This window comes from Streptomyces sp. CLV115, from assembly GCF_038448545.1.
Classification (GTDB): domain Bacteria; phylum Actinomycetota; class Actinomycetes; order Streptomycetales; family Streptomycetaceae; genus Streptomyces; species Streptomyces sanglieri.
On sequence record NZ_JBCEWQ010000080.1, the window covers coordinates 22,042 to 38,270 of the forward strand.

General features: G+C 71.6%; 14 protein-coding genes, 1 tRNA gene and 2 pseudogenes. 3 read left to right on the plus strand and 14 right to left on the minus strand.

Translation table 11 applies throughout. The features are described from left to right. Positions 1-11: 11 nt before the first annotated feature. The 3 genes from AADR41_RS25240 to AADR41_RS25250 all read right to left on the minus strand — a co-directional run bounded on the left by AADR41_RS25240 (position 12) and on the right by AADR41_RS25250 (position 3,829). A complete protein-coding gene (locus tag AADR41_RS25240; RefSeq protein WP_329592053.1) occupies positions 12-602 on the minus strand; it encodes a lytic polysaccharide monooxygenase auxiliary activity family 9 protein in 591 nt (196 codons plus the stop codon). A gap of 157 nt (positions 603-759) precedes the next feature. After that, positions 760-2,457, minus strand: coding sequence for an SPFH domain-containing protein (locus tag AADR41_RS25245; protein ID WP_342283687.1), 1,698 nt, complete (start codon positions 2,455-2,457; stop codon positions 760-762). A 25-nt stretch (positions 2,458-2,482) separates the two neighbouring features. Then, the gene (locus AADR41_RS25250) at positions 2,483-3,829 is read right to left on the minus strand and encodes a peptidoglycan-binding protein (RefSeq protein WP_342283688.1); all 1,347 of its coding nucleotides are present in this window, start codon (positions 3,827-3,829) and stop codon (positions 2,483-2,485) included. A 184-nt stretch (positions 3,830-4,013) separates the two neighbouring features. Between AADR41_RS25250 and AADR41_RS25255 the strand changes: the two genes are divergently transcribed. From AADR41_RS25255 to AADR41_RS25265, 3 genes and pseudogenes are all read left to right on the plus strand, one after another. Continuing rightward, positions 4,014-4,087: transfer RNA gene (locus tag AADR41_RS25255), tRNA-Lys, on the plus strand. A gap of 452 nt (positions 4,088-4,539) precedes the next feature. Beyond that, positions 4,540-4,760: pseudogene (locus AADR41_RS25260) on the plus strand (glycosyl transferase); the annotation flags it as partial. A 121-nt stretch (positions 4,761-4,881) separates the two neighbouring features. Next, positions 4,882-5,121 (plus strand): annotated as a pseudogene (locus AADR41_RS25265) (galactose oxidase); the annotation flags it as partial. Between the two features lie 301 nt (positions 5,122-5,422). Here the strand turns inward: AADR41_RS25265 and AADR41_RS25270 are convergent. From AADR41_RS25270 to AADR41_RS25320, 11 genes are all read right to left on the minus strand, one after another. After that, the gene (locus tag AADR41_RS25270; protein WP_342283689.1) at positions 5,423-6,103 is read right to left on the minus strand and encodes a class F sortase; all 681 of its coding nucleotides are present in this window, start codon (positions 6,101-6,103) and stop codon (positions 5,423-5,425) included. 1 nt (position 6,104) lies between these two features. Beyond that, entirely contained in the window at positions 6,105-6,677 is a 573-nt protein-coding gene (locus AADR41_RS25275) for a hypothetical protein (protein ID WP_342283690.1), read from the minus strand. A gap of 127 nt (positions 6,678-6,804) precedes the next feature. Continuing rightward, positions 6,805-7,593 carry an HAD-IIA family hydrolase gene (locus tag AADR41_RS25280; protein WP_124723355.1) on the minus strand — a complete coding sequence of 263 codons (789 nt, stop codon included), beginning with the start codon at positions 7,591-7,593 and terminating at the stop codon, positions 6,805-6,807. Between the two features lie 110 nt (positions 7,594-7,703). Then, positions 7,704-9,170 carry an alkaline phosphatase family protein gene (locus AADR41_RS25285; protein WP_342283697.1) on the minus strand — a complete coding sequence of 489 codons (1,467 nt, stop codon included), beginning with the start codon at positions 9,168-9,170 and terminating at the stop codon, positions 7,704-7,706. A gap of 173 nt (positions 9,171-9,343) precedes the next feature. Next, positions 9,344-10,405, minus strand: coding sequence for a 2-aminoethylphosphonate ABC transporter substrate-binding protein (locus AADR41_RS25290; RefSeq protein ID WP_342283691.1), 1,062 nt, complete (start codon positions 10,403-10,405; stop codon positions 9,344-9,346). 65 nt (positions 10,406-10,470) lie between these two features. Further along, positions 10,471-11,268: an ABC transporter permease gene (locus AADR41_RS25295; protein ID WP_342283692.1), complete on the minus strand. Its 798-nt coding sequence runs from the start codon at positions 11,266-11,268 to the stop codon at positions 10,471-10,473. Further along, a complete protein-coding gene (locus AADR41_RS25300) occupies positions 11,255-12,190 on the minus strand; it encodes a 2-aminoethylphosphonate ABC transporter permease subunit (RefSeq protein WP_342283693.1) in 936 nt (311 codons plus the stop codon). The genes AADR41_RS25295 and AADR41_RS25300 overlap by 14 nt, the downstream gene beginning before the upstream one ends. Beyond that, positions 12,183-13,283 carry an ABC transporter ATP-binding protein gene (locus tag AADR41_RS25305; RefSeq protein ID WP_342283694.1) on the minus strand — a complete coding sequence of 367 codons (1,101 nt, stop codon included), beginning with the start codon at positions 13,281-13,283 and terminating at the stop codon, positions 12,183-12,185. Before AADR41_RS25305 ends, AADR41_RS25300 begins: the two co-directional genes overlap by 8 nt. After that, complete coding sequence (locus AADR41_RS25310) at positions 13,280-13,987, minus strand: phosphonatase-like hydrolase (RefSeq protein ID WP_342283695.1); 708 nt, start codon at positions 13,985-13,987, stop codon at positions 13,280-13,282. Before AADR41_RS25310 ends, AADR41_RS25305 begins: the two co-directional genes overlap by 4 nt. Next, positions 13,984-15,108, minus strand: coding sequence for a TIGR03364 family FAD-dependent oxidoreductase (locus AADR41_RS25315; protein WP_342283696.1), 1,125 nt, complete (start codon positions 15,106-15,108; stop codon positions 13,984-13,986). The genes AADR41_RS25310 and AADR41_RS25315 overlap by 4 nt, the downstream gene beginning before the upstream one ends. Before the next feature lie 255 nt (positions 15,109-15,363). Continuing rightward, the gene (locus AADR41_RS25320) at positions 15,364-16,134 is read right to left on the minus strand and encodes a GntR family transcriptional regulator (protein ID WP_342283698.1); all 771 of its coding nucleotides are present in this window, start codon (positions 16,132-16,134) and stop codon (positions 15,364-15,366) included. Positions 16,135-16,229: the final 95 nt, after the last annotated feature.

A 16,229-nucleotide genomic window follows, 5' to 3' on the forward strand; every position in this document is an offset into this window, starting at 1 on the left:
CTGACTACACGTCAGAACTGAACATCGGAGCAGGCGTAGAACGCGTTCGCCGTGTCGGCGATGTTCCAGACGCTCAGGATGATGTGCTTCCCGCTCTTCTGGGTGGGGATGGTGCCCTGCTGGGTCAGGGTCGCCGGGGGCTGCTTGCCGCCGTACGGCACCGTCATGAAGGGCTGCGACTCCAGGTCGGCCCTGGTCAGCGGCTTGGTGGGGTCCCAGCCGTCCTTGGTGATGTAGTAACGGAAGTCCGTCGTGGCGTGCCGTGCGGTGAACTGCCAGCGGAAGCTGAAGCCCTGCCCCCCGGTCACGTTCGTGGCGGGCCAGTTGCCGCCGCGCGGGTCGTCGAGCTGGGCGAATTCGCCGTGGCCACCGGAACAGATCTTGCCGTCGGCCGGACCCGCCGCCGGGAAGCCCTTCGGGCCCTCGACGCTCTGCGGCTCCCACTGGATGTTGCCGCAGCCCGTCACCGTGCCGTTGGCACAGAGCTTCTGGCGGCTGATGGGGTTGTCGGTGTAGCCGTGGCTGCTGGCACTGCTCGTCGCGAACATCGAGACGCCCGCGATGGCCAGGCCGACCACGGCCGCGCTTGCCCTTTTACGCATTGCTGTCGCTCCTCAAGAACGTGGGGGAGGTTCCATGAGCCCTGCTGCGCGCGTGTTTTGCGGTCTAGACCAAGGCTTAGATTATTGACGGGATATGAACATGTCCAGACCAATGAGAGTCGGATTCCGCTTGCCCGCGCGGCCTCCCCCCGGTCCCTCAGGCGCCCTCCCCGCCGCTGCGTCCGGTGTAGAAGGCCACCGTCAAGTCCTTGACCAGGGACTTCCGTTCGTAGTCGTCCAGCTCCACGATGCCGCGCGCGGTGAGCCGGTTGACCGTGTCGTCGACCGCGTCGACCACCGAAGTCAGCACGCTGTCGCGGTGTTTGGCGTCGATGGCGGCGATCCGGCGGCGCTGCATCGCCGCGGCGACCTCCGGCGCGTACTCGATCCCGGTCGGCTGGGCCGAGTACACCGCGATGCCGACCGGCTCGCAGTCCGCCTTCAGCATCCGGGTCAGCGCGTCGCCGACCGCCTCGGCGTTGCGCAGGGTGTGCGCGTCCTCGTGGAAGGCGTCGGCGGGCAGCTGCGACAGGACCCGGGCCATCGCCGACTCGACCTGCTCGCGCAGGTACTCCTCGTGGTCGGCGACCCCGAGTTCCGCCCGCACGGTGTCCTTGATCCGCCACACCACGAGGACGACGACGCGCAGCGCGGTGCCGTTGGCGTCCACGGCGGGGAGCGGTTCGCTGCGCCAGTGCCGCAGGCGTACGTCGACCCGGCGGCGCAGCAGCAGGGGGCTGATCCACATCAGCCCGGTCCGCCGCACGCTTCCCCGGTACTCGCCGAACAGCGTCAGCACCCAGGCGTGTCCCACTCGTCCGCGGCTCAGGCCGCCGAGTGCGAAGAGCACCACCGAGACCAGCCCGGCGAGCGCCGCCCAGGCGCCGAGGCCGATCCCGTCGTACGGCCGTGAGCCGATCCCGAACCGGGCGAGCGCGGCGGCGGGCAGCGCGCCGATCCACCAGAGCACCGCGCCACCGGCGGCGACCCCCGACAGCCCGGTGAGCAGCGCCAGCCAGCCCGGGAGCGCGGGCCCCGGCCGTTCGGCGAGCCGTGGATCGGCGACCGGTGCCGGCCGGGTCGAGGGCCGGACCTGCGGCCCCCTCGGCCCGGGCGGCCGCCGCACCCCCGCCTGCGGCCGGTCGCCACCGGCTCCCCGCCGCAGCACACCGGTGGGCAGCGCGGCGGCGTCGGCGCGCCCGGCGTCCTCGCGGAAGAGCAGGTGCACCGGGATGGTGGCGGTCCGCTCGTTGGCGATGACCGCGTGGTGCCGCCCGGCCCCCCAGAGTGATTCGCCGGGCTGTTCGCCGCCGTCGCCGCCGGAGACGGGGAGCGAGTCGAAGACGGTCTCGGGAACCACGCGGTGCCGGGGCGGGAACGGGGCGTCGACGACCGGGTCCGCGCGGTTGACGGAAGCTTCCGCGCGGCCCCCGAGGCCCTCCGCGCGGCTCACGGAAACTTCCGCCCGGCCCCCGAGACCCTCCGCGCGGCTCCCGGAAACTTCCGCCCGGCCCCCGAGGCCCTCCGCGCGGCTCCCGGCCACGACCGGGGCCGGGACGGAGGCGGCGGCCGGCACCGGCACGCCGCCCGTCGGCGCGGCCGGGACCGACACCGAGGCCGATGTCGCGCCCAGCGCCGGATCCCGGTCCTCGCCCGGGACCAGGTCCAGCACCAGGTCGACCACGGAGTCCGGCCCGGGCTCCGGACCCGCGCCGCCTCCCGGACCCGCGCCGCTCGCCGGAACCGCCGCCCCGGCGGAACCGTTCGGGCCGACCGCCCCGAACGGTTCCCGCTCCTTCTCCCGTCGCCCGCCGTTCTCCGGGGATCCGGAGCTGTCCGACACCGTGGATCGCATAGCCGCCTCCGTCATGTCCGTCGTGTCACCCGAAGAGTCGCCGCCAGGTCTCCGGACCGGGGTAGCCGTCGGCCGCTCCGCCCCGCCAGCCCTGAGCCCGTTGGAAGGCCTCGACATTGCGCCGGTCCGCCTCGGTCCACCGGGGGCCGGGCCCCGAGGTGTAGTGCTTGCCGAAGCCCTTCTTCACCAACTGCCTGCCGAGCCTGTCGACATGGCTGTTGGACTGACCGGGCCGGAAATGACCCCGCCCGGGGAACTTCGAATCCGGGTTCGAGTCGCCGTGGCCGGCCCCCGTTCCGCTTCCGCCCCCGCTCCCCTTTCCGCTGCCGGGGATGTCGTGGCCGGTTCCGCTCACCAGGAGCCGCCAGGTGTCGGGGCCGGGGACGCCGTCCGCCTCCTTGCCCTTCCAGCCCTGGGCCTTCTGGAACGCCCGGGTCGCCAGCCGGTCGGCATCGCCCCAGCCGGGCCCGGGGCCGACCTTGTAGAAGTGCTTGCCGCCCCGCTCCACGAGCATCCTGCCGAGCCGGGTGACGTAGGTGTTACTGGCGCCGGGGCCGAACTTCCCGGCGCCCGGGAACCGCGTCGCCGACGAGCCGCTGCCGGCGCTTCCGCCGCTGAGCCCCTTGTAGCGGTAGGCGACGTAGTTGCCGGAGTTGGTCCAGTACGCCATGGGCGTCTTCTTCTTGCGGGTGTGCGGCTTCGTCTGCTCGTACGCCGTGTAGTGGGTGTGCGTGTAGTCGGTCCAGCCGCCGAAGATCGTGACGTGCGAGCCCTTCGAGGGGTCGGCCGGGTTGTGGAAGAGCAGGATGTCGCCGGGCTGGAGCTCCTCCCGCGCGATCCGCGTGCCGAACGCGGCGAGACTGCCGGTCCATTCGTTGCCGGGCAGGTTCCAGGCCATCGAGACGAAGCCGGAGCAGTCCTGCCGATAGCCGTCCGGCCAGTACTTGGTCATGCTGTACGGGACCTGCGCGGACACCCACTTCTTCGCGCGGTTGATGATGTCGGCCCGGCTGCTCTTGCGCAGTTTGGGCGTGATGGTCGTGGACGAGGGCGGGCCCGCGGCGCCACCGCCCCGCAGTGGTCCGGGGCCGCCCTGCGGGCTGTCGCCGTCCGCGTCGGCCCGGGCGGCTCCGGGCGCCTCCGTCGACCGGTCGCCCGTCGCTCCCGACGCGCTCGCCGCCTCGGTGACGCCGCTGCCCAGCACCACTCCGGCCGCGGTGACCAGCACCAGTGCGCGGCGGGCGCCGTGTGCGGCCGGATGACCTCCGTACCGCACGGGCGGTGCGCTGGCGGCGGTCCGCCGCTGCGCGGCGCACCCCGCACAGATGCAGTCGATGGCGGGCACGTACTCCTCGAAAGCCGGCACAGTCATGCGATTCCCCTCCGCACTCGTCAAGATCTTTGGGCGCATCTGCACGGGCGCCAGTGTCTCAACTCTCCTGACATATCGCATTTTGACGGACAGAAGAGAAAAAACGACCATCCGACAGGCCGTGATGGACGGTAAATGGTCAGGAGCACCCCCCGCCTTCGGGTAGAGTTCTCCAGGTCAGCAGGCGCCGCTAGCTCAGTTGGTTAGAGCAGCTGACTCTTAATCAGCGGGTCCGGGGTTCGAGTCCCTGGCGGCGCACGCAGAGTCAAAGCCCCCTCACCACGCGTGAGGGGGCTTTGCTCGTCTGTGAACCTCTCACCCCGAAGCCTCCCGCACCGAAGCCTCGCACCGAACCTCCACCCCGTGACGCCGCCCACAGCGCCACCTTCAACCACTACCCGCACAGGCGCCGCACAGTCTTCGCACAGGTGTCAGAGGGTCACCGAACAGTTACCCACAGGCGCGAAGTCCCGCTCCTGTACGCCTCGGCACACCCTTCCACAAGGGGCCATAAATCGTATGTATGACTGGTAACCCACTCGTTTCACCCTTGCGGCCGGGACCGGGGTCGGACAACCCGTTTACGAGTCACCGGCCCCAACCAGGCCGGTGAACCGTGCAGTTGGGGGCTGCCGAGGGGGAAGTTCCGGTTGTCCGCAACGCGGGGTGGGGGCCCGCTCGGGGACCGGCGTCGAGGGGGCGCCGGAGACGCGCCGAACTGGATCCTCGTGGCACTGAGTTGTGCCCTGTTCCCGGGCATCGGGGCCTCGGGCGCACAGATCGACCCGGTCGTCCGGATGATGCCGTACGGCAACGCCTCGGCGCTCCAGATCGGGCCGTACATCCGGAACCGCCGGCACAACGTCTCGCCGCACGAGCCGAGGGCCCAGACGGACCGGCCGGCATGATGACGGGGCGATGCCGATCACCGCGGCGCCCGTCCCCGGCCGGCGGTACACCGTCAGCGCCGAGAAGCGGCGGTGCCGCGCCGACGCCGGACAGTCCCCGCAGACCGCCCCCGGGAGCCGTGAACGACGAAGTTCCGTCCCAGCCTGCGTACCCGCCGGACGGCGATCGGTACGACGGCGGTCCTGGCGCTCTCCGGGGCGAACGGCCCCTGGCCGTACCGCGAGAGCACCGAGCGCCACCACGACCGCGCGATCAACGGACCGGGCCGCAAGGCCGCCAACGGCCACCGGGACTTCCCGGGCGCCCCCGCCGGACACCGGAACAACACCATCCACGCGGCGTTGCCGCACACCGGGAAGGTGCTGCTCGTCGCGGGCTCCGGCCGGTGGCTCCGCGGGCGGGGTCAGGACCGGGGCCGGGACCGGAAGCGCATCCGGCGAGCAGCGGCACGGCCCCTGCCGCGGCCACCGCCCCGGCCCGCCCCGGACCCGTACGCCTGCCCCGCCGGCTGTCGTGACTGCCGTGCATGCACTCCCCCTCGGTGCGGCGGCGGTGCACTGCCGCATCCGTTCCGTACGGACACAGGGCTTCTGTCCGCATTTTCCGAACGCCGGGAGTGAGTGACCGCCGATGCTGCGTCAGGGATGTTCCGGATCAGGGTGGCTGCGCCTCCGGTGCCGGGCGTCAGGCTCGGTCGCCCGCGGGCTTCTCGCCGGTCAGGTAGGCGGAGACGACGACGTTCGCGTCGTACGAGTGCGTCTTGCGGTCGAAGGTGCCGCCGCAGGTGATCAGGCGGAGCTCCGCCCGGCCGTCCTGGCGCGGGCCGTACGCCTTGTCGGCGTCGAAGCGTGCCCGGGTGAAGACCTGGACGTCGTCGATGGTGAACTCGGCGACGGTTCCGTCGGCGCGGGTGATGTCGACCCTGGCGCCGGGGCGGGCCGCGCTCAGTCCGTAGAAGACGGCCGGTCTGGTCTCGGTGTCGACATGGCCGACGAGGAGGGCCGGGCCCTTCGCGCCGGGCTCGGTGCCGTCGCCGTACCAGCCGATGGTCTGGGGTGTGTCGAAGGAGGGCGGTTCGATCGCGCCGTCCTTGTCCAGGCCGCGGGCGACCACGGGCGCCTCGATACCGATCGACGGGATCTCGACCCGCTTCGGCACCGCGCCCCCGATCGGGTCGTGCGGCGGCGGCAGCGGTACGCCGAGGGGGCGCCCCACCGCGGCGATGTCGCCGGTGGTCGGGGCGGAACTGGCGCCGGAGCCGTCGGTGATGCCGCGGCCCCAGAGCCACAGGCCGAGCAGCAGGACGGCCCAGACCACTCCGGCGAGCAGCCTGCCGTGACCCGCGGTGCTGTCGGGGGCGGACATGTCAGTCCGAGGCCGGACGGCGACGGCGGCGCACGCTGCGGAACGCGACGGCGACGGCCGCGACGGCTGCCAGGGCCAGTCCGATCACCGCGTGCACGGTGCCGGGGCCCTTCTGCTCGGCCTCCCGCTCGGTGGACAGGGCGGTGCCGCCGCCTCCGGCCTGGACCGGGGCGAGCGGGCTGGGCCGGCCGCGGTCGACGACGGTGAGCGTGCCGGCGGCGGTGGCGCCCTTGGCGTCCTTGCAGTCGATCCGGATGCCGTATTCGCCCGGGGAGGCGTCCGAGCTGATCCGGGCCTCTGCGAAGAGGCCCCCGTCCGCGGCGGGCGAGAAGCGTGCCCCGGAGACGAAGACCTCGGATTCGCCTGTGGCCTCGCGGCCCTCGCAGCCCTCCAGCCGCAGATCCGTCTCGCCGCCCGGTGCGACGGAGGACGGGGTCAGCGTCAGGGAGACGCGGTTGTCCTTGCCCTTCTCGGGGGCGGAACCGGAGTCGGAGTCGGCCAGTGCGGCGGAGGCCGGCACCAGGGTCGCCGCGACGACCGCGGCGGCACAGAACGTGAGGGTTGTGGAACGCATCGTGAACCTCCTCAGTGAAGGTTCACGCCTCCGGAGGTTTTTCGCATCCGCAGCGACGCGGGGGACGGGTCCGCGCACACCGTCCGCGGCCCCTCCCCCACCGCCCCGTGGCCCTGCCCCGCCGGGCTCAGCCCGCGTCGACGAGGTCGACCAGATCGGCGATCGAGTCGACGACCGTGGACGGCCGGAAGGGGTACTTGTCGATGTCGGCGACCGTGGTGAGCCCGGTGAGGACCAGGAAGGTCTGCATCCCCGCCTCCAGCCCGGCCAGCACATCGGTGTCCATCCGGTCGCCGATCATGGCGCTGGACTCGGAGTGGGCGCCGATCGCGTTGAGCCCGGTGCGCATCATCAGCGGGTTGGGCTTGCCCGCGAAGTACGGCGCCTTGCCGGTGGCCTTGGTGATCAGGGCGGCGACGGACCCGGTGGCGGGCAGCGGGCCCTCGGCGGACGGGCCGGTCTCGTCGGGGTTGGTGCAGATGAAGCGGGCGCCGCCGTTGATCAGCCGGATCGCCTTGGTGAGCGCCTCGAAGCTGTACGTGCGGGTCTCGCCGAGGACCACGTAGTCGGGTTCGTGGTCGGTGAGCACGTAGCCGATGTCGTGCAGGGCGGTGGTGAGGCCGGCCTCACCGATGACGTACGCCGTGCCGCCGGGCCGCTGGTCGTCGAGGAACTGGGCGGTGGCCAGGGCGGAGGTCCAGATGTTCTCCACCGGCACGTCCAGGCCCATGCGGTTCAGCCGGGCGTGCAGGTCGCGGGCGGTGTAGATGGAGTTGTTGGTGAGGACCAGGAAGGGCAGCCCCGAGTCACGCAACCGCTTGATGAAGGCATCGGCTCCGGGGATCGGCGTCCCCTCGTGGATCAGGACTCCGTCCATGTCGGTGAGCCAGGATGAGATCGGCTTGCGCTCTGCCATGTGTGGGACTCCTGCCGTACGCCGTGTGCGGGGACGCCGGCGGCACCGCGTTGTGCAGCGCCGACGCCCCCGATTTTAGGCCGTCCGTTCGACCTGCCGGAACGGCCGGATCACGCGGGTGTGAGGCTCACTCCGTCGACCGCCCAGAACCAGTTGTTGCCGCCGGTGTACCGGAAGCGGACCTGTGCGGTGGTGGCCCCGGCCGGGACCTGGAGGGTGAGCGACTCGGCCCGGGAGACGGTGTCGGCGGTGTACGTCTTCACGACGGCCGGGGTGCCCCCGTCGTAGGAGACGAGCACCTCGCCCCTCTGCGGGGCCTCCTGGCGGTAGTGGGTGGTGTAGGCGAGGGTGGCGGTGCGGCCGCCGGTGACCGGCCAGGCAGGGCCGACCAGGGTGGAGTCGAAGGTGCCGGTGAAGCTCTTGTCGACCCATTCGTCGCCGTCGGCGACCGCGAAGACGTTCCGGGCCCGCACGTTGGTCTCGCGCCACTGGCCGCGTTCGGCGGAGGTCCAGAACTCGTCGGTGGTGAAGGTCCAGCCGCGCCATTCGGTGACTCCGCCGGCGCCCATCGCGCTGTTGTCGATCGACCACCCGGCGGGCGGGGTGTGGGTGAAGCCGAGCACGGCCGCTCCGATGCCCGTCTCGTCGACGCGGGTCGCCAGTTGCGGGCGCAGCGCGTCGAAGGCGTCGGGGACGGGCTGCTGGAACGGGCGGCCGTCCAGGTCCCAGGCCGGGTCGACGGCTATGCCGAGGTGGGCGAGGGCGGAGGCGGCGACGTCCGGCATCTTGATGTCGTACCGGGTGGAGCCCGGGGTGACGGAGCCGCCGCTCGCTATGAGGAAGGTCTGCCGTTCGGCCGCGCTGGAGCCGCCGTGGCCGCCCGCGTCGGTGTGCCCGTGGTCGGCGGTGATCATGATGAGCCAGTCCTCGGAGGCGTGGGTGGCCCGGCCCCGTACGGCGGCGACCAGCTGCCCGACCTGGGCGTCGACGCCGTGGACGGCGTCCAGGTACTGCTTGCTCGCGGCGCCGTGGCTGTGCCCGGCGTGGTCGACGTTGTCGAGGTGGACGAAGACCGCGTCGCGGTTGCCGCCGGCCAGTTCGGCGACGGCTCTGCCGGTGGTGCCGGTGTCGTACTCGGCTTCCGGGGTGGAGACCCGGGTGTCGACCTTCGCGGAGAAGATCGTGTCGGTGACGGGGTTCCAGGAGGCGACCGCGTACGTCGAGAGCCCCGGCTTCGCGGTCTCGATCCGGGTGAGGAAGTCGGGGTACCGCGCGAAGGCGTGACCGGTGAAGGCGTTGTCCTTGACACGGTGTTTGTCGGGCCAGACGCCGGTGATGATCGTGGACCAGCCGGGGCCGGAGAGGGTGGGCGCCATCGGGTCGGCGTAGAGCGGGCTGACCGAGGTGAGCCCGGAGGCCATCAGGGCGTCGAGATTCGGTGCGTCCGCGTCCTTGATCCGGTTCAGCAGGGCGCCGTCCAGGCCGATGACCAGGACCTTGGGGGTGCGGGCCGCGGCCCGTGCGGTGGTGGCCGCGGCGAGCGGTCCGGCGGCGGCGGCGAGGGCGGCCGCGCTCATGAGGAGGGTGCGGCGGGACAGGCCTGTGGTCACGGGGTCCTCCGTCGAGGCGTGGGGGCGCACGTTCAACTCCCCGCCCTGGGACGAGGAGTTGAACGTGGGACTAGACCCGTTATCTTTTCGCGATGATCCGCCGGAGGTCCATACCCGTGCCGTGAATCCTCCGGCAGCGGTCAGCTGCCGGTGGCCGACTTCCAGGCCTCGACGTAGCCGTCCAGGTTGGTGCCGATGTCCGACCAGTCGGGCTCGAAGACCTCCACCCCGTCCATCAGCTTGGCCAGCTCGATGGCGTTGGCGTCGGTGGCCTCGACGTCCTTGCGGGCGGAGAAGCCGCCGCCGACCGCGCTGACGTCCTTCTGGGCCTGCTCGGAGAGCATGAAGTCGAGCAGCTTCTTGCCGTTGGCGGTGTGCGGGGCCTTGTTCACCAGGCCGGCCGCGTACGGCAGGGCGAAGGTGGTGGACTTGCCGCCCTGCTTCGCGGGGAACCAGATGCCGAGGTTCGGCATGTCCTTGGACTGCGCGAAGTTCATCTGGACGTCGCCGTTGGCGGCGAGCAGCTCGCCCTTGTCGACCTTGGGGGCCAGCTTGCCGGTGGAGGCGGACGGGCCGACGTTGTTGGCCTGGAGCTTCTTCAGGTACGCCATCGCCGGCTCCTTGCCGCCGAAGTCGTGCATGGCCTTGATGAGCACGGCGGTGCCGTCACCGGCGACTCCGGGGGTGGAGTACTGGATCTTGTCCTTGAACTTTCCGTCGAGCAGCTCCTCCCAGGTGGCGGGCGCCGACTTCAGCTCCTTCTTGTTGTAGATGAAGCCGAAGTAGTTGTTGACGACCGAGGTCCACTTGGAGTCCGAGGCCTTGTCGGCGCCGTCGACCTTGTCGGACCCGGCCGGCGCGTACGCGGCGAGCAGGCCCTTGCTGTCGGCCTGCTGGATGAACGGCGGCAGGGTGACCAGGACGTCCGCCTGGGTGTTGGACTTCTCTCGGACGGCGCGCTGCACCATCTCGCCGGAGCCGCCCTCCACGTACTTGACCTTGATGCCGGTCTTCTTCTCGAAGTCCTTGAACACCTTGTCGTACCAGCCGTCGCCGTTCTCGCCCTTGAGGCCGTCGGCGCTGTAGACGGTGACGACCTTCTCGTCGGAGGCGGCCGAGGAGCCGCCGCAGGCGGAGAGGGTGGCGGCGAGGGCGAGGCAGCCGGTGACGGCGGCAATGGGCTTGAGGTGGTTCTTGCGCATGGCAGTCGTATCTCCTGGAAGTCGGCCGGAAGCCGGCCGGAGGTCAGTACGGGGGTGTCGGCGGATCAGCGGTACGAGGCCCTGGTGCGGATCCGGGAGACGCCGAGCAGTACCAGCAGCGTCGTTCCCATCAGGACCACGGCGACGGCCGCTCCGGTGAAGAGCGAGCCGCGGTCGGTGGCCGCGAAGATCTGTACCGGGAGCGGTGTCCAGTCCGGCGGGTAGAGCATCATCGTGGCGCTCAACTCGCCCATGGACAGCGCGAAGCAGAGCCCTGCGGCCGCCGTGAGCGACGGCAGCAGGAGCGGCAGCTTGATGCGCCACAGGACGTAACCGGGGCGGGCGCCCAGACTGGCCGCCGCCTGTTCGTACATCGGGTCGAGACGCACTATTGCCGCCGAAACCGACGAATAGGCGAACGCCGTGACAAGAATGGTGTGCGCCAGGATCACGATCCAGCGCGTCCCGTTCAGCAGCATCGGCGGCTTGCTGAACGCGACGAGCACGGCGAGGCCCACGACGACGGACGGCACGGCGACCGGCAGCATGAACAGCGCGTCGAGGAAGCGCCTGCCCCGGCTGCGCATCGAGGCGGCGGCGAGCGCGGCCCAGGAGCCGATGGTCAGGGCGAGCAGGCTGGCGCTGACGGCCGTGATCAGGCTGGTGGTCAGCGCCTGGAGGGAGTCGCCGCCGGTCGCCGCCACGTAGTGCTTGGTGGTCGGCCCGGAGGGGAAGGCGCCGGACCAGTTGGTGGTGAACGACGCGGCGAGGATGACCAGCAGCGGCACCGCGAACAGCGGCACGAAGAGCACGAAGAACACGGACCAGGTGGCCCATTTCCCGGTGCGGCTATGCACCAACACGGCGGCTCACCATCCGATACAGGCTGTAGAGACCGACGGAGATCGCGATGTTCACCACGGCGACGACACAGGCCGCCGGGTAGTCGGACTCCAGGATCGCCTTGCTGTAGACGAGCATCGGCAGGGTCGTGACGCCCTTCGCCCCGGTGAACAGCACGATGCCGAACTCGTTGAGACACATCACCAGGACGAGGCTGCCGCCGGCGGCGAGCGCGGGAAGCGCCTCGGGGAGGATCACCTGCCGCACGATCCGGGCCGGCTTGGCGCCCAGCGAGGACGCCACCTCCAGCTGCGCGCTGTCGAGCTGCGAGAACGCGGCGAGCAGCGGGCGCATCACGAAGGGCGTGAAGTAGGTGATCTCGGCGAGCAGCACGCCCCACGGGGTGGTGAGGAAGTCGAAGGGGCCGTCGGCCGCCCCGGTGAGGTCCGTCCAGACGCCGTTGGCCATGCCGACGTTGCCGTAGATGAACAGCAGGGCGAGCGTGATCAGGAACGACGGGAAGGAGAGGAAGACGTCGATGAACTTGGCTACCGCCCGGCCGCCGGGGAACGGTACGAACGCGATGATCATCGCCAGGACGAAGCCCAGCACCAGACAGCCGACCGTGGAGCCGGCCGCCAGCCAGACGGTGGTGGTCAGCGCCGAGCGGAACGATTCGGAGGCGAACACGTCGCCGTACGGGGCGATCGAGGTGCCGCCCTCGTCCGGGCTGACGGACTGCTGGACGACGAGGGCCAGCGGGTAGAGGAAGACGAGGGCGAGGACGGCGACGGGCGGCAGCGCCCAGACGAAGGCGGGTACGCGGCGGGCCGGTTCCCGCGGTCCGGCCTTCGGGGGCACCGCCCCGGACGGTCCGGTGCGCCGACGGGGGGCCTTCGTCGCCGTGATGTCCGATGCGACGGGGTGCGCGGCGCTAGCCATCGGCCTCTCCCCCGGCTCCCGGTGCCGCGCCCGCGGGCAGCAGCACGGCGTCCTCGGCCGCGAAGTGCAGCGTGACCCGGTCGCCGAGCGCCGGTGTCTCGCGCAGCTCCTTCAGGTCGGCCTTGACCCGGTGCCCGTCGATGTCGACGTAGAGCCGGTGGGTGGAGCCGCGCCACTGGACCTCGGCGATGGTGCCGTTCAGTGCGTTGGGTCCGTCGCCGAGGCCGACCAGGTGGGGCCGGACGCACAGGGTGGCGGTGGCGCCCCGGGTGACGTCGCCGGTCGGTACGTCGAGTGCGCGGCCGCCGAAGTCGACGGAGTCGGCGCCTTCGGCGACGGTGACCGGCAGCAGGTTCGCGTTGCCGACGAACGACGCGGTGAACTCGGTGCGCGGGCGGCGGTACAGGTCCTGCGGGGTGCCGCAGTCCTGGAGCCTCGCCTTGTCCATGACCGCGATCCGGTCGGCGAGGGTGAGCGCCTCGACCTGGTCGTGGGTGACATAGAGGATGGAGACGTCCGGCAGCTCCCGGTGCAGCCGCGCCAGTTCGGCGAGCATTCCGGAGCGCAGCTGGGCGTCGAGGGCGGAGAGCGGTTCGTCGAGCAGCAGGACACCGGGCCGGATGGCGAGCGCGCGGGCGATGGCGACCCGCTGCTGCTGGCCGCCGGAGAGCTCGCGCGGGTAGCGCTTGGCATAGGCGGCCATGCCGACCATTTCGAGGGCCTCGGCGACCCGTTCGGGGATCTCGGCCTTGGCGGCCTTGCGGGCCTTGAGCCCGAAGGCGACGTTGTCCTGGACCCGCATGTGCGGGAAGAGGGCGTACTGCTGGACGACCATGCCGATGCCGCGCTTGTGCGGCGGCAGCCCGGTGACGTCGCGGTCGCCGAGGTAGACCCGGCCCGAGGCCGGCTGGACGAATCCGGCGACGGCGCGCAGGGCGGTGGTCTTGCCGGACCCGGAGGGACCGAGCAGAGCCATCACCTCGCCGGGTTCGACGGTCAGGTCGAGCCGGTCGAGCACGGTGTTCTGGCCGTACGCGACGCTGACCCGGTCGAACCTGATTCCGCTGCGGACGGACCGCTCCCCGCCGGTCATGCCTCGGCCCGCGCGATCAGCTCCGGGAGCTCGGCGACCGAGCCGAGCACATGCGTGGCGCCGTTGCGGGTCAGCTGGTCCTTGTCGTGCGCGCCGGTGAGGACCCCGGCGACGATGCCGGCCCCGGAGCGTACGCCGCTGAGCATGTCGTACGAGGTGTCGCCCGCGACGACGATCTGCTGGACGCCGTCCACGGCGCCGGTGCGCAGGAAGGCGGCGAGGACCATGTCCGGGTAGGGGCGGCCGCGCCCGCCCGCGTCGGCCGGGCAGAGGGTCAGGGCGACCAGGTCCTGCCAGCCGAGCGCGGCTAGGATCGCGTCCTGGGTGGTGCGGGCGAAGCCGGTGGACAGGACCACGGTCCGGCCCTCGTTCCTGAGCCGCTCGACGGCCTCGCGGGCGCCGGGGACCGGGGCGATCCGGCCGCCGTCGACCAGTTCGCCGTACGCCTCCTCGAAGGCGGTGTTGGCCTGCTGGGCCCGGTCCTCGTCGCCGAAGAGGTGGCGGAAGACGGAGATCTTCGACTCGCCCATGGTGGCGCGGACGTAGTCGAGCTTCTCGGCGTGGTCGGCGGAGCCGGGCTCGACACCGAGGCGTCCGGCGGCGGCGGAGAACGCCTGCTCGACGAGGCCGCCGTCGGCGACGGTGGTGCCGGCCATGTCGAGGACGATCAGGTTCAGCTTCTCGGTGTTGCTCAACTTCTTCACCAGCCCAGTTCGTTGGCGGTCGTTTCGGCGATGGCGGGCGAGCAGGTCATGCCCCGGCCGCCCGGCCCGGTGACCAGCCAGACGCCGTCCCGCACCTGCTGGCGGTGGACGACCCGGCTGGTGTCGGTGCACTGGGCGTAGACCCCGGCCCAGCGGTGGCGGATCCTCGGCAGCGGGCGGCCCAGGAAGGACTCGACGACCCCGGTGAGGTGCTCGTACGGCTCCTCGACGGTGTCGAACGAGAAGGGGTGCTCGTACTCGTGGGTGTCGCCGATGGTCAGTCCGCCGTCCCGGCGCTGCACCATCAGCAGCTGCATCCGGTGCGCCGCCGCGGTGGGCTCCTGGGCCTGCCCGGCGTTGAGCGCGTCCAGTGCCTCGCTCCGGTACGCCGGGTAGTAGCGGAAGCTGTCCGCGTCGGCGACGGAGGTGGTGAGCGGCTCGCCGAGCGGGTCGGTCTGCATCATCTGGAGGCGGACGCGGCGCACGGGGAGATCGGGGCCGGCCAGTTCGCGGACGAGGCCGCCGAGCCAGGCTCCGGTGGCCAGGATCACGGCGTCGCCGGTGTGCACGTCGCCGTGGTCGTCGCGGACGGAGGCGGTGCCCACCACCTCGCGGACCTCGCGGCCGCCGAGGAAGGTGTACCGGCCGGACTTCAGCAGCTCCCGCTTCAGCGCGAGCTGTGCGGTGCGCGGCTCGACCGCGGCGTCCCGCTCGCACCACAGGGCGGCGGTGAACTCCCCGCGCAGCGCGGGGTTGACCGCCCGGGCCTCGTCGGCCGTGAGCAGCTTGTAGCCGCGGGCCGCCGCGTCGGGCCGGGCGAGCGCCGCCTCGGCGACGGCGGTCTCCAGCTCGGTGCGGAGCGGGGTGAGCGAGCCGCAGGCCCGGAATCCGAGGTCCGGGACCTGTGCCCCGATGCCCTCCCAGAGCTCACGGGCGCGCAGCGCGGTCTCCAGCTCCTCGCCGCCGGCCCGTCCGCTGACCCATATCTGTCCGAAGTTGCGGAGCGATGCCCCGCGCGCCTCACTCTCGCGCTCGATCTGTACGACCTCGTGGCCGCGGTTCACTGCGTGCCAGGCGTGCATGGTTCCCACCACGCCGGCTCCTACGACGATGACTCTCACGGCGGCTACGCTCCTCGGGGCGAGTGACCCGCATCGAGCCGTACGGCAACGGGAGGGTGAACTGGGCCCCAAGCTTGGCCTAGACCCGTTATGTTTCCGTTACCCAGATGGCCGACCGTCGACGGGCGGAGCCTCGGGGGCGCGGTCGCCGGGCATGCGGTCGCTGAGCGTGTGATCGCCGGGTATGCGGTCGCTGAGTGTGTGATCGCCGGGCGTGTGGTTGCCGGGCGTGTGGTTGGCCGGGGCCGCGGTCGTTCAGCAGCCGTCCTGCGGTCCCAGGTGCGCGGTGAAGGAGAACCTGTCGCCGCGGTAGAGGGTCCGTACGCGCTCCAGCGGCTTCCCGGCGGTGTCGCGCGAGATCCGGTGGATCAGCAGCATCGGCAGTGCGGGCGGCGTACCGATGAGCAGCGCCTCGCGCGGTGTCGCGAGCACCGTCTCGATCCGCTCGTCGGCGTCGCCGAAAGGGATCCGGAGCCGGTCACGGAGGTAGGAGTAGAAGGACGAGTCCGGATCGAAGTCCGTGTCCAGATCGGGCAGTCGGGCGACGGAGACGTACGTGCTCTCCAGGCCGACCCGGTCGTCGTCGGCGAGCAGCACCCGCTCCAGGTGCCAGACCGGCTCGCCGCGCTCCACCCCGATGTCGGCGGCGAGCGCCTCGGGGCAGGGGAACCGCTCAAGACCGATGAGGTGACGGCCCGGCGTGCGGCCCTGGCGGCGTACGCCCTCGGTGTAACTCGCCAGCGAGAGCGGCTGTTCCAGCTTGGGGCCCGCGACGACGGTGCCGCGCCCCTGGCGGGCGAGCCGCCCCTCCAGCAGGAGTTCCCGCAGCGCCTGGCGCACCGTCTCGCGCGAGACCTCGTAGCGCTCGGCCAGATCGCGTTCGGTGGGCAGCATGCCGCCCTCGCCCAACTCCGCTATGAGGGAGGAGACATGAGCCTTGACCGCGTAGTACTTGGGAATACGGCCGTGCTCCGGGATGCCGGAGCGGATGGGTGCGCCAGGTGCCTGGTCGTGCGGGTAGTCCACGTCCCGATGGTGGCAGACCCACATGAACATCTGTGAACATCCGGGCGCGGGAGCGGTGGTCCGCAGGTGGACCGGGGCGGCCCGGGGGGCGGGAC

What these genes read in the sequence shown, in the direction of transcription:
- AADR41_RS25240 (WP_329592053.1), bottom strand. Translation starts at nt 602, where the DNA reads ATGCGTAAAAGGGCAAGCGCGGCCGTGGTCGGCCTGGCCATCGCGGGC.
- AADR41_RS25245 (WP_342283687.1), bottom strand. Translation starts at nt 2,457, where the DNA reads ATGCGATCCACGGTGTCGGACAGCTCCGGATCCCCGGAGAACGGCGGG.
- AADR41_RS25250 (WP_342283688.1), bottom strand. Translation starts at nt 3,829, where the DNA reads ATGACTGTGCCGGCTTTCGAGGAGTACGTGCCCGCCATCGACTGCATC.
- AADR41_RS25270 (WP_342283689.1), bottom strand. Translation starts at nt 6,103, where the DNA reads ATGTCCGCCCCCGACAGCACCGCGGGTCACGGCAGGCTGCTCGCCGGA.
- AADR41_RS25275 (WP_342283690.1), bottom strand. Translation starts at nt 6,677, where the DNA reads ATGCGTTCCACAACCCTCACGTTCTGTGCCGCCGCGGTCGTCGCGGCG.
- AADR41_RS25280 (WP_124723355.1), bottom strand. Translation starts at nt 7,593, where the DNA reads ATGGCAGAGCGCAAGCCGATCTCATCCTGGCTCACCGACATGGACGGA.
- AADR41_RS25285 (WP_342283697.1), bottom strand. Translation starts at nt 9,170, where the DNA reads ATGAGCGCGGCCGCCCTCGCCGCCGCCGCCGGACCGCTCGCCGCGGCC.
- AADR41_RS25290 (WP_342283691.1), bottom strand. Translation starts at nt 10,405, where the DNA reads ATGCGCAAGAACCACCTCAAGCCCATTGCCGCCGTCACCGGCTGCCTC.
- AADR41_RS25300 (WP_342283693.1), bottom strand. Translation starts at nt 12,190, where the DNA reads ATGGCTAGCGCCGCGCACCCCGTCGCATCGGACATCACGGCGACGAAG.
- AADR41_RS25305 (WP_342283694.1), bottom strand. Translation starts at nt 13,283, where the DNA reads ATGACCGGCGGGGAGCGGTCCGTCCGCAGCGGAATCAGGTTCGACCGG.